The following is an 18819-nucleotide window of genomic DNA, read 5'->3' on the forward strand; positions in this document are numbered from 1 at the left end:
AAATTATGACAAGCTCTTATTCAAGCTAGATAGCTCAAGGTCAGCCTTGTGTGGGTTGTTAACCACAATCTTACCATCTGCAGTAAGGCTAAACAATGCTCCTTCTTCTGCAGTTCCAAGAATTGGATTTTCAACCATTTTCTCGTTACGGATACCAACCGCAACACCACCGATACCTTCTTTAAGAAGTTTAACAGCATGGGCACCCATACGTGACGCCAAAACACGGTCACGCGCAGTTGGAGAACCACCACGTTGAATATGTCCAAGTTCTGTCACACGAAGGTCGCTTGTATCCCCAGCTTCTTTTAGTTTTTGACCAAATTCAGCTGCTGACATAACACCTTCTGCCAAGACGATGATGTTGTGTTTTTTACCACACTCATAACCACATTTAATGCTTTCTACGATATCTTCAATCTTGAAGCCTTCTTCAGGAATGATGATTTCATCAGCACCAGTTGCGATACCTGCCCAAAGAGCGATATCACCTGCGTTACGTCCCATAACTTCGATAACAAAAGTACGACGGTGACTTGATGACGTATCACGAATCTTATCGATAGCATCCATAGCAGTCGTAACCGCTGTGTCAAAACCGATTGTGAAGTCAGTACCAACGATATCGTTATCGATTGTACCTGGAAGACCGATAGCTGGGAAGCCATGCTCAGTCAAACGCATAGCACCGTGGTAAGATCCGTCACCACCGATAACAACTACACCTTCAATCCCGTGTTTTTTCAATTGCTCAATCCCTTTAAGTTGCCCTTCAAGTTGAGCGAACTCTGGGTAGCGAGCTGAGTGAAGGAAAGTACCACCACGAGAAATGATGTCTCCTACTGAAGCTGCATCTAGGGGATGAATTTCACCGGCAACCATACCAGCATATCCGTCATAGATACCAAACACTTCCATTCCTTCTGAAATTGCTTGACGAACAACTGCACGGATGGCAGCGTTCATACCAGGGGCGTCTCCACCACTAGTCAAAACAGCAATACGTTTCATATTGGTTATGCTCCTTTTTCTTTTAACATTCTTACTGATTATACCACATTTACGTTGAAAATTCTTCTATTTTCCGTAATTTTAGCGATAAATCGTTTTCATAACGATTCCATTCAATTTCGCTTCTAATTCATCAGATTTAGCTACAAAATGATGGGGAGAAACAATTGTTCTCTGTTCCTCTTCATACCTGATAATGACTGGGATTGGGCCTTTATACTGGTCTAAAATACGTGACATTTCTTGATCCGAGTCATAATTTTTTACCTGAATCCAAAAGCGCTCAGCCACTGCTTCTCTTATTTCTTGTGCAATCATTTGCAGACGACCGTCACGTGACTGAATTTTTCCTTTTATATAGTAGAAGGCTCCTTCTCTTACTTCCTGACCAACCTGTCGATATAAATCTGAAAAGAGGGTAACATCCAATTTTTTCTTACTGTCATCCACCTGTAAGAAAGCCATATTTTCACCCTTTTTTGTACGAATTACTTTTATCTTCTGAACTTCAACCAAGATAATAGCATAGCTATTTTCTGACAAACTACTAATAGGAGTAATCGGATAAATAGCCTTACTTGCAATAGCTTGTAGAGGATGTTTGCTGACGCCTACTCCTAGGAGCTCTTGTTCCATGTAGAATTTTTCTTGCTCCGTCCAGTCCTCCGAATCTTGCCAACTATAGATGGTCTCTCCAAATAAGCTTCCTAATACTTTCACAAATTCAAATAGATTAGCTAAATTATTGAATACTTTTTGACGATTTTTTTCAAATGAATCGAAAAGACCAACTTTTACCAAAGGTTCCAGCAAGGGAAGTTTCAAATAATTCTCAGGTAGTTTAGCTAAAAAATCTTCAATATTAGAATAAGGTCTATGTTCAATAATCCAAAGCGCCAAATCCTTGCTGAGCCCCTTAATCGATTTCAAACCTAGATAGATAGACTTGTTGGCAATTTTATCGTGATAGGGAATAGTATTAATGGACAATGGGGCTACTTCAAAACCTGCTTCTAAGGCATCTGTTACATAATCACTGTTGGCAGAATTTAACATGACCTGATAAAAAATGGCTGGATAATGTGTTTTGAAATAAGCCAACTGGAAGGCCAAGGCTGAGTAGGCATAGGCGTGAGATCTATTAAATCCATAACCTGCAAACTTCTCCATGACATCAAAGACCTGCTCTGCTTTTTCCGCAGTATGACCAGCTTCTATGGAGCCTTGAATAAAGGAAGCCCTCATCTCATGCATGGCAGAGGCATCCTTTTTCCCCATAGCTCGACGCAAAATATCGGCCTTACCAAGACTAAATCCAGCAAATCGCTGAGCAACCTGCATAACCTGCTCCTGATAGAGCATAATGCCATAGGTTGGAGCCAAAATATCCTCCAGAGCTGAATCTAGAACAGTCACTTCTTCCTGCCCATGTTTTCTAGCTACAAAATTATTGATATAATCACTAGCACCTGGTCGATTTAGGGAAGTAGTTGCTACAACATCTTCAAAACAGACTGGTTGCACACGTTTGAGCAGGCGAATAGCACCAGGTTGCTCAAATTGAAAGATACCTTTTGTATTACCAGACGCAAACAAAGCTAGGGTGTCGTTGTCTTCTAAATCGATTTCTTCAATTTTCAAGTGAATACCTTCTGATTCAGCAAGCAATTCTTGCATCTTCTGGACAAAGGTCAAATTTCGTAATCCCAAAAAGTCCATTTTCAATAGCCCGCTAGATTCAACTCCATGAGCATCATACTGGGTCAGTGGAATTTCGTCACCGTGCTTTAGTGGGATATAGTCTGTCAAATCTTGGTCACTGATTACAACACCAGCCGCATGGACAGAGGTTTGTCTTGGATAGCCCTCAATCTTGCAGGCAATTTCAAAGGCTTTTTGGTATTCTAACTTACTATTGATTTGCTGACGAAACTGGAGATTCCCCTCATAGGCCGACTCGAGATTATCACGAAAACTGATTTTCTTGGTAATTGCAGATAATTCATACTCTGGCACACCAAAGCGTTTCAAGACATCTCGCAAAGCTTGTTTGGCACCAAAGGTTGAAAAAGTAACGATTTGAGCCGCATGTTTACTACCATATTTATTACCAACATATCTGATAAAATCTGGACGATAAATATCTGGAATATCAATATCAATATCAGGCATGGTATAGCGTTCACGATTGAGGAAACGTTCAAAAATCAGATTTTTCTCTACTGGGTCAATCCCTGTAATGTCTAAAGCATAGGAAACCAAGCTACCAACTGCGGAACCTCGTCCCATTCCCATATAATAGCCATTCGAACGTCCAAAACGCAGCAAATCCCAGACGACCAAGAAATAATCATCAAAGCCCATATCATGAATAACAGCCAATTCTTGGTCTAGTCGTTCTTGATATTCTTTACTAGTCAACCCCTTCTGAGCAAGCCCAAGCTCAGCGCGTTCTCTCAACTCTTCTACTGCTGGTCTAGCTGGGTTAAAACGAGGCAATTTTAGACTAGTATCCAAGTCATAAGAAATACCTGAAATCAGCTTTTCTAAGTTTTCCAAGGCTTGAGGAAAACGTTCTTGGAATAGTTTCTCTAAAGAACTTGCTGATATAAAAACATCTTGTCTCGAACGCAAGGGAACTTCTCTGAGTGGTAGATTTTCTTTAATCGCTGTTAATACTTGAAGAACTTCTCTATCCTTACTTTCAAATGTATTGACCCGATACAATGGCAAAATAGGATGGTGAAATTCGCTGGCCAGTGTTTCTGGGTAAACCCCTATATAGTAATCACAGCCTAGATTTAACAACTCAAGTTCTTCAAAATAAGGCACAATTACCGCAATATCCTCTAGATACTGAGATAGAACTGACCAACTTTTCTCCCCCTGCATCTTTGCTGTTGAAAGTTTCATCAACTGCTGATAGCCCACACTAGATAAAGCTAAAAAGCGCAGATTCACATCCTTATCATCTACAATCACATTCATTTCAAGCCCTAACAAAGGATGAATGCCGTATTTTTTTGTAACCTCTAGAAAGTCGAAAGCCCCATAAAGATTGTCAATATCCATCATAGCCAGATGAGTGTAGCCGAATTCTTTAGCTGCTCTCACATACTTGTCGATTGAAATGACACTCTCCATAAAACTATAGACTGTTTTTGTATCTAGTTGTGCGATCAATTTACACTTCTCCTCTATCGTTCTCACTATATTATACCATTTTCAAAAAGAGAAAGAAAAGAACCTGAGATAGTAAATCTCAAGTTCTTTCTTTATCTGATTGCAAGTCAGCATCTAATGAGAATCAAAATGATTATTCTTCATCTTCTCTTTTCTTACGAGCAATCAATCCAAATCCACTTAGGGCTCCTAGAAGTCCAAGTGCTGCAAGGCTAGCATGATCTTCTGTACCTGTATTTGGAAGTTCACGTTGACCATCCATGTATTGAGGTGTAGAAGGCTCTGCTGGTTGAGCTGGAGTTGTTGGAGTTCCATTATTATTTCCATTGTTATCTCCATTATCTGCAGGTGTTACAGGTTGTGGAGTTTCTGGTTCTGGTTTTGGCTCAGGTTTTGGTTCCGGCTTAGGCTCTGGTTTAGGAGTTGGAGCTGGAGTTGGACCTGGGTATGGAGTTGGATTTGGTGTAGGATCCTTAGGAATGTAGTTGATTGGTGTATCTTTCGTTGGATCACCAGGTACCTCTGGTACTTCGTATCCTTTCGTTGGATCGTTTGGATCAACTGGTTTCAATGGTTGACCTTCTGGGTCTACAGGGATAAATCCTGGTACATAAGGTACTTTAGGTTTATCTGTTCCTGGTTTAGTTGGATCTTTAGGATCGTTTGGATATGTGATTGGATTTGTTGGTGTTCCTGGGATATTTGGAATCCATGAACCTAACTTATCGTAAATCACTGTTTCATTGATATCCTTGATTGTATCAGGAGTTACTTGTACATCTTTAGTTGATGATTCTAGATCACCAGCTTTAGCGATGTATCCTTTCACAACTGGTACTGGGTAACCGTTGAAGATATTATCGTTACGATCTGTTGTCCATTCACCATATGTGATTTCACCAGTTACTAAGTTAACTTTCGCTTCACGTGTGAACTTGATTGTTTCAACACGAGTTTCAGAAACTTCGTTTCCATTGCGATCTACATACTTGATCGTACGTGTAGCTGATTTCTCAGTTACAAGATCTTTCACAGTATTTGGCCATACTGGGCTGTTTGGATCGTTAGGGAATACTGGTTTACCTGGTTCTGGTGTAGATGGTGTCACAGGTGTTCCATCTGGATTCTTCGGTAAGTTTGGATCAGTTGGATCTATTGGTTTACCTGGTGTAACTGGAATAATTCTTTCAGCTACTGTTACAGTGAAGATTTGATCTACAGATTTATCTTTATCAAATACTCTATCTGTATCTTTAGATGGGAACTCGTTCTTAACGACTCTATAACCAGCTTTTTCAAGTTTTTCAATAGTCTTAGTTACTTCATCAACTTTAGACTTAGTGAAGTTAGCTCCTGAATCACCTTCATCAATTACTGGAGTTGATACTACTTTACCTTTTTCATCTACGAAGTTAGTGATAGCTTTTTGTTTATCAGTTACGTAAGTGATTGGCGTATCAGTTCCTGGATCTGTTGGTACTGGTGGTACTTCATATCCTTTAGTTGGATCGTTTGGATCTACTGGTGTTAATGGAACTAGTGGGTTATCCGGACTAATTGGTTTAGTTGGATCTTTTGGTACCACTGGTGTAGTTCCTGGTACGTAAGGAACGATTGGTCTATCGTTTCCTGGTTTCGTTGGATCTGTTGGATCATTTGGATACGTAACCGGAGGAACTGGTGTAGAACCTTCTGGTACTTTTGGAATCCATGAACCAAGTTTAGTGTAAACTACTTCGATATTTTCATCTTTAGAGTCTGCAGTTAATCCTGTTGTAGCTGCTACTTCTTTTTGTTTCGCATCTTTCAGGATGTAGCCTTTAACGACTGGTGATTCAACTTTATCGAATGTTGTATCTCCATCTTTAGCTGTCCAGTTACCGTAAGTGATTTCACCTGTTACTGAATTGATCTTAGCTTCACGATTGAATGTAACTTTATCAGTTACTTTCTTAGCTACTTCCTCACCTTTTTCGTTAACATACTTAATTGTACGGTTCACGTGGCGAGTTGTATCAATCTTCTTAATTAGATCTTCAGTCCATTTTGGTCCATCAGGGTTCTTAGGATCGATTGGATCACCTGGTTTTGGTTTATTAGGATCATTTGGATTTTCTGGATCTACTGGTTTGATTGGCTCAACGTGTGGTGTAACTGTAACTACGAAGCTTTGATCTACTTTCGTATCTTTATCGTAGTTCTTATCTGTAGCAGTTGTGAATCCGTCACTTACTAAGTCATATCCTAGAGCTTTCAATTCAGCAAGTTTAGCTACTGTACTGTAGTCGATTGGTTCTCCAGATTTACCTTCTAGGTTATCTGTGTGAAGTACTGTTCCAGTTCCTTCTACCACATAAGTTACTTTTGCTTTCTGAGTATCTTTCTCATAAGTGATTTCAGTATCTTCTGTTGGGGTTTCAGGTGTTGGTGGAACATATCCTTTACTTGGATCGTTTGGATCTACTGGTTTCAGTGGGTTTCCATTTGGACCTTTTGGTGTAGTTCCTGGTACGTAAGGTACGATTGGTCTATCGTTTCCTGGTTTTGTTGGATCTTTTGGATCGTTTGGATATGGAGTTGGATCGATTGGAGTTACTCCTTCTGGTACTTTCGGTACCCATGAACCAAGTTTAGTGTAAACTACTTCGATGTTTTCATCTTTAGAGTCTGCAGTTAATCCTGTTGTAGCTGCTACTTCTTTTTGTTTAGCATCTTTCAGGATGTATCCTTTAACTACTGGTGATTCTACTTTATCGAATGTTGTATCCCCACCTTTAGCTGTCCAATCACCGTAAGTGATTACACCTGTTACAGCGTTGATTTTACCTTCACGAGTGAATGTAACTTTATCTGTTACTTTCTTAGCTACTTCCTCACCTTTTTCGTTAACATACTTGATTGTACGGTTAACGTGACGAGTTGTATCGATTTGTTTAATTAGATCTTCTGTCCATTTTGGTCCATCAGGGTTCTTAGGATCGATTGGATCACCCGGTTTTGGTTTGTTTGGATCGTTCGGATTAGTTGGATCTACTGGTTTGATTGGCTCAACGTGTGGTGTAACTGTAACTACGAATCTTTGATCTACTTTCGTATCTTTATCGTAGTTCTTATCTGTAGCAGTTGTGAATCCGTCACTTACTAAGTCATATCCTAGAGCTTTCAATTCAGCAAGTTTAGCTACTGTTGAGTACTTGATTGGTTCTCCAGATTTACCTTCTAGGTTATCTGTGTGAAGCACTGTTCCAGTTCCTTCTACCACATAAGTTACTTTCGCTTTTTGAGTATCTTTCTCATAAGTGATTTGCGTATCTTCTGTTGGGTTTCCAGGTGTTGGTGGAACATATCCTTTACTTGGATCATTTGGATCTACTGGTTTCAGTGGGTTTCCATTTGGATCTTTTGGAGTTGTTCCTGGAACGTGAGGAATCACTGTTGTTGGTGTTCCTGGTTTCGTTGGATCTGTTGGATCATTTGGATATTGAGGTTTATCAATATTTGGTTTGTCAAATCCTTCTGGTACTTTCGGTACATATTTACCTAGTGGTGAGTAAACTACGTTTACTACTGAATCAGCTGCATCATGAGCAACGTTTTCTACTTTTTCAGCTGCTTTAATATCTGCAACATATCCTTCGATGACTGGAGACGTTACTTCTGCTAATGTTTGTGGTTTAGTCCAATCAGAAGTATAAGTGATTTCACCTGTTACTTTGTTTAGATCACCTTTACGAGAGTAACGAAGTTTTTGTTCTACAGTAGCTGCAGCTTCTTGACCACGTTTAGCTTCTTCTACTTTATCAGTATTCGCATATCTGTAGTTGATTGTACGATTTACCTCATCTAGTAATCCAAGTTGTTCGTATGTACGTTGTTTTGGATCTCCCGGTACTTTGTCTCCTGGTTTTGGAGTAACATTAGGATTATTTGGATCTAGCGGTTTATCTGGATCGATTGGAGTAATTCCTTCTTTAACGATTACGTAGTAAACTTGGCTAATTCCTTTATCACCTTTATCGTCTTTGTCATCGAATGTACGGTTTTCCTCAGCGTAGAATGCTACACGTTCTGCTGTATAAGCTGGATCAGTTGGTTCAACAACTTCATAACCTTTAGCTTCTAACTCAGCTTTAACGTTATCAACATTTGTTGTCTTGATTGCTTTACCTGTGTCTCCTGCTTCCGCAACTGATACGTGAACTGCAGTTCCATCAGCTTTAATGAAGTGAACTAGAGCTACTTGAGAACCATCCTTAACATACGTGATTGTAGTGTTTTGAGTTGGATCTTCCGGTACTTTTGGTACTTCATATCCTTTCGTTGGATCGTTAGGATCTTTCGGAGTTAATGGTTTACCGTTTGGTCCTACAGGTGTTGTTCCAGGGATGTATGGTACTACTGGAGTTTCAGCAGGTGTCCCTGGTTTTGTAGGATCGTTTGGATCATTTGGATATGGTTTTGGAGTTAAGTCAGTGTTCGCTGGAGGTGTTACTCCTTCAGGAATTACTGGTACATATGAACCAAGTTTACGGTAGATAATTGTTTCTTCACTATCTTTATCTGTAGCTTTAACATTTTCACGAGCTGTAGATTTAGCGGCTGAAGCTACATATCCAGGTTTATCTGGAGTTGTTATAGAATCGATTGTTGTATCGTCACCTTTAGCTTTCCAATCACTAAAGTTAGAGATTGCTCCAGTTACTGGATCTAAGTCAGCTGTACGAGTGAATGTTAATGTTTGGACATTATCAGGGATACCTGCATCTGATCCGTCAGCTAGTTTGTAGTGAACTGTGTGCGTTACTTCTTCGATTAATCCTAATTCTTTGTACGTACGACCTTTTGGATCGTTTGGTACTTTGTCTTCAGGTTTTGGAGTAACAGCTGGAGTATTTGGATCTGCTGGTTTAGAAGGATCTAATGTTACTGGTTTTGTAGTATAAACTACTGTTTCATTAATGTCTTCAGCAGTTGCTGTTACTTCTGATGCTGGTACAGTCACTTTATTTGGAGTGTAATTCTTAATTTCTGGTGAAGTTACTTCTTCAAATGTTTGAGCTGGTGACCAGTCTCCGAATGTAATCTTACCAGTTACTGGGTTAATTGTTGCTGAACGTTTGAACTCTTTCGTTTCTTCTACTGAATCAGCAGCCTTCTTACCGTCTGCATATACATAGTTGATTGTACGTTTAACTTCTTCTTTACGTCCATCTTCTAACTCTTTGATTAACTCTGGAGTCCATTTTGGTCCTGTTGGATTATTTGGATCAATTGGTTTATCTGGAGTTGGTGCTGGATCATTTGGATTTACAGTTACTGGTTTAATCGCTACAAGGACTTTGTATTCTTGGTTAGTCTTAGAGTCTGCATCAAACTTACCATTTTCTGGGTAGTTGTTTTCAACAACTGTATATCCTTTAGCTTTCAGAGCTTCGATTGTAGCTGTTACTTCTGTACCTTTCGTAAATGCTTTTCCTGTATCTCCAGTATCAACGATTGATTGAGCCACTCCACCTTTTTCAGTCTTATCCGTTTCACTGTTTACTTCAATGAAATGAACAACCGCTACTTGAGAACCATCTTTCGTATAAACAATTGTTGTATCCTCAGTTGGATTTGTTGGTGTTGGTGGGTTATAACCTTTCGTTGGATCGTTAGGATCTTTTTGAGTTAATGGTTGTCCATCTGGTCCTACTGGTGTTGTTCCTGGAACATATGGAATCGTTGTTGTTGGTGTTCCTGGTTTTGTAGGGTCATCTGGATTGTTTGGATATTGTGGATTTTCAATTGTCGGAGGAGTGAATCCTTCTGGAACAACTGGTACAAATTTACCTAAATCTTTATAGATAACTTTTTCAATAATATCTTTATCCGTTGCATTAACACCCGTTACATCTTGCTTAGATGACTCAACATCTCCTGTAGCTACGTATCCAGTTTTAACTGGTACTACAGCTTTACCTTCAAGAGTTGTATCGTTATCTTTAGCAGTCCATTCACTATAAGTAATTTCACCTGTAACTCCATTTACTGATGCTGTACGTGTGAAGCTTACTGTAGTTTCATGTTTAGGTTCTGCATCAGTTCCACGTTTAGAAGTATCTGCTACATCATCTGCATAAGTATACGTAATTGTACGTTTTACTTCTTCTGCCAGTTTAAGATCTTTATATTTTGGTCCATTTGGATTTTTTGGATCTACTGGTTTTTCAGGATCGAAGTTTGGATCTTTTGGATCAATTGTAATTTGTTTTGTTTTGTAAACTACAACTTCTTCATAATCAGCAGCATCTGCCGTCACAGTTTTCGCTGGTACGTCACTTACTGTTGGATTACTTACTAATGCTGAAGTGTATCCGTCAATTGTAGGAGTTATTACAGCTTCAAATCCATCAGTTGTCTTAGGTGTCCATGCTCCATATTCAACTTCTCCTGTCACAAGGTTAACTTTAGCTGTTCTAGTAAATTCAAGCGTTTGAACTTTCTTAGCTACAACATCTGTTCCAAGTTTGCCATCTTCTACTGGAGTTGCATTTTCATATACATACTTGATTGTACGTGTTACAGATTCAGTTGTCTTCAAGTCTTTAACAGATTCTGGCCATTTTGGTCCATCTGGTTTTGTTGGATCTACTGGTTGACCTGGTTCTGGTTTCACATAACCTGGAGTTGTTGGATCAGTTGGAATATCTTTAACAATCGGTTTGAATGTTACTGTATACTCTTGGTTTGTTGATGCATCAGCGTCAAATACTTTTTCAGCATCTGTTGATGGATAATCTTTTTCACCTGCATTTACATTAGCTACTTTTTCATATCCACGAGCTAAGATCTTATTGATTGCCGCAGTAACATCCGCATCTTTCGTAAAGGCTTTACCTGTATCTCCTGTATCGACTACTGATGGTTCTAATCCTTTACCAGTTGTATCTACAAATTTCGTTACAGCTACTTGAGAACCATCTTTCGTATAAACGATTGTTGTATCCCCTGTTGGTGTTGTTGGAGCTGGTGGTAAGTATCCTTCTTCTTTATTAGCAGGGTTTTTCGGTGTCAACGGTTGTCCATCTGGTCCTACTGGTGTTGTTCCTGGAACATATGGAATCGTTGTTGTAGTTGTTGGATCACCTGGTTTAGATGGATCATCTGAGTTTGGATATTGTGGATTTTGAATTGTAGGAGGAGTGAATCCTTCTGGTACAACTGGTACATATTTACCTAGTGCTTTATACACTACTTTTTCCGTAATATCTTTATCTTCTGCTTTAACTGATGTTACATCTTTCTTAGATGAATCTACATCGCCTGTCGCTACATAACCTGCTACTTTAGGAAGTTCTGCTTTTCCTTCTAATGTAGTGTCATTATCTTTAGCTTCCCATTCTCCGTATGTGATTTCTCCTGTTACTGGGTTCACTTGAGCTACACGAGTATAGTTCACTTTTGTAGTGAATGGATCAGCTACATTCGTTCCAGCTTTATTGCCATCTTTTTCAGCTTGGTTCAATTCACTTGCTTCTGTTGAGTAAGTGTACGAAATTGTACGTGTTACTTCTTCAGTATTTTTCAATTTCGCAAGTAATTCGTCAGTCCATTTTGGTCCATTTGGATCATTTGGATTAATTGGCTCATCTTTCTTAGGTTCTTTATAACCTGGAGCTTTGGGATCAACAGTGATTAGTTTAGTTTTGTATACTACTACTTCTTCGAAGTCTTTATCTGTAGCCGCAACAGTTTTCTCTGGTACATCAGCTGTTGTTGGAGTTACACCTGCAACTGCCGCTGTGTATTTCTCTAATACTGGAGATGTTACTGCTTCGAATTTTTGGTTCGCTGACCAATCTCCGTATGTGATTTCTCCTGTCGCAACATTAATCTTACCAGGACGAGTAAATTTAAGTGTTTTAACTTTCTTGTCAGCTACACTTGTTAGATTAGATTCTGCTACTGGAGTACCGTCTTCGTATACATACTTAATTGTACGTGTTACTTCTTCTTGTACTTTTACAGCGTTGATTAATGCTTCAGTCCATTTTGGTCCATCTGGATTACTTGGATCGAGTGGTGTTACACCTGGAGTTGGTTTTGGATTATCGTTACTTGCTGGTTTTGTTGGATCAAATGATGGAATATCTACTACTTTAGCTTTGAATTTCACCACATATTCTTGATCAACTGCAGCATCTTTATCGAATTTGTCTGTTGATACAAATCCGTTATTTACAAGTTCGTAACCTTTCTTAGCAAGCTCAGCAATCTTATCAGTTACTGAAGTTGCTGTTGTTGCTGGGTAAGCTGCTTCTGATTTACCTGTCACAACAACTGGATCTGCAAGACCAGGAGTAATGACTTTATTTGTATTAGTAGGATCTACTTCTACAAACTTAACTACAGCTTTTTGAGCAACTGGAGTATAAAGTACTGTAATCTTGTAATCATCTGCTTCTGCATCAATTGCTGCAGTTGCTTCTACAGTAGCGTTATCTGGAACATAACCAGTTACTTCTGGAGAGTTAACAAGGTTAAATTTATCATCTTTTACTTTTTCTGCATCAGATAATTTAATTGCATCGTTAGATGTTCCACCTACTGGAGTCCATGGTCCAAATGTAACGATTGATTTTTGAGTATCTGTTGCATCTGCTGCGATTGCTTTGTTTGTGATGTGGTCGTAGTAAACTGTACGAGCTTTGTATTCTTCAGGAGAATCATATCCACTCTTATCTAATACCGCTTTGTAAGTTGCGTATTCTGTTGGATATACTTTCGCAGCTAATGTGTAATCGATTGTACGGTCACGTTCAAAGTGAAGTGTTTCAGTCACTGTTGGTGCAGCTGTTGTTCCACGTTTATCAGTTGGTACATCATCTGTACTAGCATATTTATACTCAATTGTACGTGTTACTTCTTGAGTATCTTTAATTTTACGAGTAACTTTCTTGTGACGTAGGTAAACATTGAATGCTTGGTCTACATCTTTATCATCATCGAACTTACGTCCACCCTCAATAGCTGTACCTTGAGTATTGTTTGTATAATCATCGGTTACTAATTCATAACCTTGGTCTTCATATTTCTTGATTGTTTTAGCTGTTAAATAAGGAATCTTAGTATGAGATTTACCTTCAAGTGTTGTAACACCATAAGTTGTTTTCGCATCTGGATTTGTTGCAGGTGCTGTATTAGCGTTTTGTACTTCAAGAATACGTGCGTCACCTGTAGCATCTAAGTCAATGTATGTTACTTTAGCTTTTTGTTTATCAGCTTTATAAACAACATACATATCAAAGTTATCTGTATCATCAGAAGTTACTTCTGATACTAATGGTTCATATGCTCCAACATCTTTCGTATTATCTTCTACTGGAGTATAGATTCCGACAGGTTGTTTATTGTTATGAATATGGCCCATCTTACCATCTGCACGAGGAGTGAAGTCTGCTGTTACTACTTCTGCAGTATATCCTTTAACAGTTGGTGAGATAATTTCTTTAAATTTAGAATTATCCGCACTTGAAGATGTCCATTTACCAATGATAATTGTTCCTTGATTGAACTTAGTTCCTTTTGGAATTGTTTGTCCAACTTTATAAGTTGTTCCTGCTGCATCCGTTACTTGGTTTGTTGTAATGATTTCTTTATCTGTTTCACCAGCCTCAGTAAAGATTTGATAATCACGAGTATAGTCAATTGTTTGTGTACGAGTAACTGGTGTGTTATCGATTGCTACAATTGGATTATTATCTTTATAAGAATCTTGGCTTGTTGGATTATCGTTATCATTTTCATATACATAATGAATTGTACGAGTAATTGATGCTTTCGACTGTGGTTTAACAATTGGAGTATATTTGGCCTTACCATAGTCAGTTCCATAGCGACTTGTTACAGGGTCTCCTGCTACTTTATTGTTATAGTCAATATCCGGTTGTTGTTTTGTTACACCTGTACCTGTTCCTACGAACTTAGGATCTGGTGTGAATGTAATTTCACCAGTATCTTGATTTAATGTATAAGTACCTTCATTTTCAATTACGATTTCTGTATCTGTTACTTTAGTGTAACGACGAGGCACACTTGTTACCGCTCCAGTCACTGGATCAATATGAACTGCATTTGGAAGAGTAACATTCATTAAGTCTTCGTAAGTAGTTTTTTCACGTGTTCCTGCTGGAATCGTATCTACAGAGTTTTTAGAATAAGTTTTACCATTTGCGGCAACAAATTCTGTAGTAGAACCACCAACTAATTGATCTACTGTTGTATCGTTCGCAAGAGTAATATCAGGATTTCTTCTGACACGGTTACCTGGTACATTTTCACCTGTTTTATAAGTGATTTCCCAGAATGAACGTTGAGCTTCTCCTCTAATATTAAGAGGAGTTACTAAAACATCCCCAATTTTTAGTTTTTGTCCAGTTGGAACAACTACCTGAGCGCCATCTCTGATTACTGTTGTTGGCTCTACCGTTGTCGGCTCCTTACTCATTACTTTAGCACCTGCTGGAACTGTACCACCTCCGTAGTTAACATTATGAAGTGTTACATTTCCTGTACCTGTAATTGTATATGTTTTATCATTTTCAAACACTGGAGTCCCTGCTGGAAGAGTTTTAGGAGCGAATGTAGCTTGCGTTCCATCATCTAAGGTTATTGTTGTTGGCTCTGTTACCTTAGTATTTTCTCTATAGAATTTACCAGGAATCTCTTTCTTAGTTGCAAATGTTGGTTTTTTAGTTTTATCTAGTATTACATAATCAGACGTATATCTAACATCTTCAACTTTGTCATTTGATACAGTTTCGACAGTACCATAAACTGGAATTGTTGGATTAGATTTTTGAACAGCACCTTGAACATTTTCAGTAGTTGTATCTTCACCAACAGGTTTCACATCAATGACTGTTGGAATATATACAGCATCCATTGAACGACTACCATTATATTCATTATTCACATTTGATGTTAGTTTATCCTTATCGGCTAATCGGTCTGATGCTAAAATCTCTTTAAGAGTTGCATCTGTTAAATCCCAACCAGTCGAATTACGGTTTTGGTCCCAACCACGAATAACTGCTCCACGGGCAGTTCCTACATATCCTGCTTCAGGTTTAAAATCAACTGTTGTTCGATAATTTCCTGAAGCATCTTTAATATTTTGCCCATTTTCTCCAGCTTTGTTTAAAGTATATTCCCCAACTTTATTTCCAGCAGTATCGTATTCTGTATATTTAGATAAGTAGTATTCAGTTTTACCTGTTGTAGGATTTACGACTTTAACCGCTGTACCTAAAGTATTTCCTCGTTTATCTTTTACTACTACTTCTGAACCTTTATAAACAGTTGTTCCTTCTGGATCTACTACGTTCACGTTTGTATTACCTGTTGGTTCTTCACTTGCAACAACTGATTCCGTTAATACAAACTTAGGAGCAACTGTTGGTTCCATTTGGTTCCATGCTGTATATTTTGAAGATTCTGTTTTACCTGTTGCAGTAAACAATTCAGTAGTTCGAATATCTAATTTTTGTTCTCTACCTTGGAAGTCTTTTGTTTCATTTCTTGCCCCACGTGGTGGGTGAACTACGTGTGTCTGGAAGTCTTCTACTTCCCCTGAAGATGCAACACCAGTTGGTAAATCAACATCTGCTTTATCTAAAGCAATACGTAAACGTACACCTAAATTATCAACAGATGTATCTAATAATTGAGGAGTATTTTTCCATTTTAATGTGTAAGTTCCTTCTTTTGTTACTTCTACTAATTCAGAAGCTTCATACAAATCGAATTTACCATTGTTGTTGAAGTCAACCCATCCTCGAATATATGCCTTCTCGTTATTTGTCCCTGGATTTGCACGAACTCCTTTTAATTCATATTCATTTGCAGCCCCTTGACGTAATGCATAATTCGTTGCTACAGCTGGATCTAATAATTGACTTTCACCTTCATCGGCTAATACACCTACACCAATGACACCTTCAGCTTTATTAAAGATTCCTTTAATTGGTAATTTTGACTTAGGATCAGTGACTGATAAGATATCATCTTGTCTTAAAGCTACTGTTGAGCCATCTGCTTTACGGATAACGGTATTCCCATTTCTTTGAATTTCGTAAATACCTGTTTCACCTTTTTCATTTGTAACAGTTGTTCTTCCACTTTGAAGTTCAATCTTTTCATACTTGTCTGTATTCACCAAGTCATCAAGGGCCCATGCTCCAGATGGTTCTTTTTCAACAGAACGGAAATCAGGGTCACCTTTTTGTGAACCTAAATATGGTTGAGTAGCTACTGTGCTACTTCCATCAGAGTTTGTTCTTACAAGGTTACCAATGAAGTGCTGAGCTGAACCATATGTAGCTGGAGCATCTCCACCATCATAAATTACAAATCCAATCGTACCCGCTTGAGAACCTTGAGTATTCATATAAATAGATAAATTAGAAACATTTTGACTTAATCCTACTGGTAAGTCATTTCCACTTTGAATAGTAGTCCATGCAGGCCCAAATAATTTTGTTCCATACATAGAAACATTTCCGTTTTTATCAGTACTTAACCATTCGGTTCTCTTATATCCAGGTTTTTCAAATGAATTAGCATTTCTTCCCAATAATTCCGAATTAATTGGTACAACACCATTCCCACCCTTAGGATTTTTATTTAAGGCTAAAAATTGTTCCCAATTCGTTCCATCAGTCTCAAATTGAAGAACTTCAATTTCTCCGGCTTCCTCAGCATCTACCGCAATTGCATTTACTGCAACAGGACGGCTATTGTATGTAGCCGAAAGTGAGAAATTCACCCCTACATTAGCACTATCATATGCTGCCGTGAAAGCAGTCATCTGAGGAGTTCCATCTTCATTATCAGTAGATAGACCCACGTGCTTCATATGAGAATAAGTTTTATCTTGATAGGCCAAAACGACATCAACGGGATCACCAGCTCTTCTTCCAGTAGATGTTTGATCCTTATTCATCACGTTATAAGCTTTACCATTTGAATCTTTGAATGGATTTGTTGCTACATTTTTAGGTGCTAAAGATGTTACAGTAGCAGTTAATTCATATCCTTCTACAGAGGTCTTAACTGTAAACTTCATACCTTCTTGAAGAGCTTCGAAAAACTCTCCTTTAGAACTTGCATCACGGCCATTCATATTTTGTGCACGTCCATCATTATAGAAGTGTTTTGAATAACGAGCTGGACCATTTTTCAACCATTCATCGTCTAAAGTTGTCCCTTTGCGACCATCAGCATATGTTACTTCACGATAGTATGTAAATACCCCTGTTTGTTCTACACCATAGCGGTCTCTAATCACTTTAGTAACTGGCGAAGATAAGTGTTTAACTTCTCCTACTTTAGTTCCATCTGTATATGTGATTTTAGATGAACCGAAGTCGAACCAGTTAATAGATTTCTTCAATTGTTCAGTATTACGATTAGCTGTATACCCTTTAATTACTTCTGATGTTGGGAATGTAAATTTCTGACCATTTGCAAGAGTAACTGTTGTTTCACCAACTAAATTACTTTTACTATTAACATTTACTTGAATTTTATCAGCATCTGTTAAATCAGGATTTGCAATGCGGAATTGACGAATAATTTCCGCTATTTCTTCTTCCGTAACATTGTTGTAGTTTGCTACCGGTGTAATTTGGGCAGGCTTAACAACTAATTTGTTATTATTTGTAGTTGCATCCGGCAACACTGCTTCTACTTTACCTACGTGTCCTGCACGTTTCATCTCAGCATAAACTGCTTCGATAGCTGATGAGATACGTTGAAGTTGGGCATCCAATTCTTCCTTAGTGATCTCGCCTGCGGCAAGAGCTTTCTTAGATGCTTCGATTTGGACTTTAGCTGAAGCTACTGCAGCTGCAATAGCTTCTTTTCCTGCTTTATCTTCTGCTTTTTTATTTGCATAGTTTGCGGCAGTTGTATTCAGCACTTCTGCTTCAGATGTCAACTGTTCAAGGACAGTTTTAGTAGCAGTAATTGGGTTTTCTGCTTTCTTTTCGTCCTTTTTATCAGCTTTTTCATCAACTGCTTTATCAGCTTTTTTGTCTGTTGCAGGAGTTAGAGTTGCTTTTTCTTTATCAGCAGCTTCTGCTTTTTCAGTTGCAGTAGCTTCAGATGCTTTTTCATCTTGCTTAGATGCTTCAGCAGCTAATTTTGCAACTTCTTCATCACTTAAGGCTGGCTTTTCTACTACAGTCGCTTCTGTAGTGGTAGAAAGAGCTGGTTTCGTCACATTTGTAACATTCTCACTTGCCTTATCATCTTTTGGAGCAGATGCAACAGCTTCTGTTTTATTTTCAGTAGTTGCTTCTTCTGCCTTGGCAGTCGTTTGGGCAGCACCCAAAATCAAGGCTGTCCCCAACAGTACACTCGCAGCACCAAAATGATACTTACGAATAGAGAAACGTTGGCTCAAGCCATACCAATCAAAAGATTTATTTTTTCGTCTTTTTGATTTATACATAATCTTTGCTTTCCATTTTTTTATTTGCAATCATCAATGCACAATTACATAGTATATATTTTACCACAAAAACACTATTACTTCAAGAAGAATCAATTATATATATATATATATATCAACATTACTTG

General features: G+C 38.3%; 3 protein-coding genes. All 3 read right to left on the reverse strand.

Annotated elements, in window-relative coordinates; genetic code table 11:
* Positions 1-3: 3 nt before the first annotated feature.
* The 3 genes from pfkA to L0P31_RS04430 all read right to left on the reverse strand — a co-directional run bounded on the left by pfkA (position 4) and on the right by L0P31_RS04430 (position 18691).
* Positions 4-1011 (reverse strand): 6-phosphofructokinase, encoded by a 1008-nt coding sequence (pfkA, locus tag L0P31_RS04420; protein WP_000820863.1) that lies wholly within the window; start codon positions 1009-1011, stop codon positions 4-6.
* A gap of 81 nt (positions 1012-1092) precedes the next feature.
* Complete coding sequence (locus L0P31_RS04425; RefSeq protein WP_238095944.1) at positions 1093-4194, reverse strand: DNA polymerase III subunit alpha; 3102 nt, start codon at positions 4192-4194, stop codon at positions 1093-1095.
* 133 nt (positions 4195-4327) lie between these two features.
* Positions 4328-18691: a mucin-binding protein gene (locus tag L0P31_RS04430; protein ID WP_238095946.1), complete on the reverse strand. Its 14364-nt coding sequence runs from the start codon at positions 18689-18691 to the stop codon at positions 4328-4330.
* Positions 18692-18819: the final 128 nt, after the last annotated feature.

It is taken from the genome of Streptococcus mitis, from assembly GCF_022137125.1.
In the GTDB taxonomy this organism is placed as follows: Bacteria; Bacillota; Bacilli; order Lactobacillales; family Streptococcaceae; genus Streptococcus; species Streptococcus mitis_CE.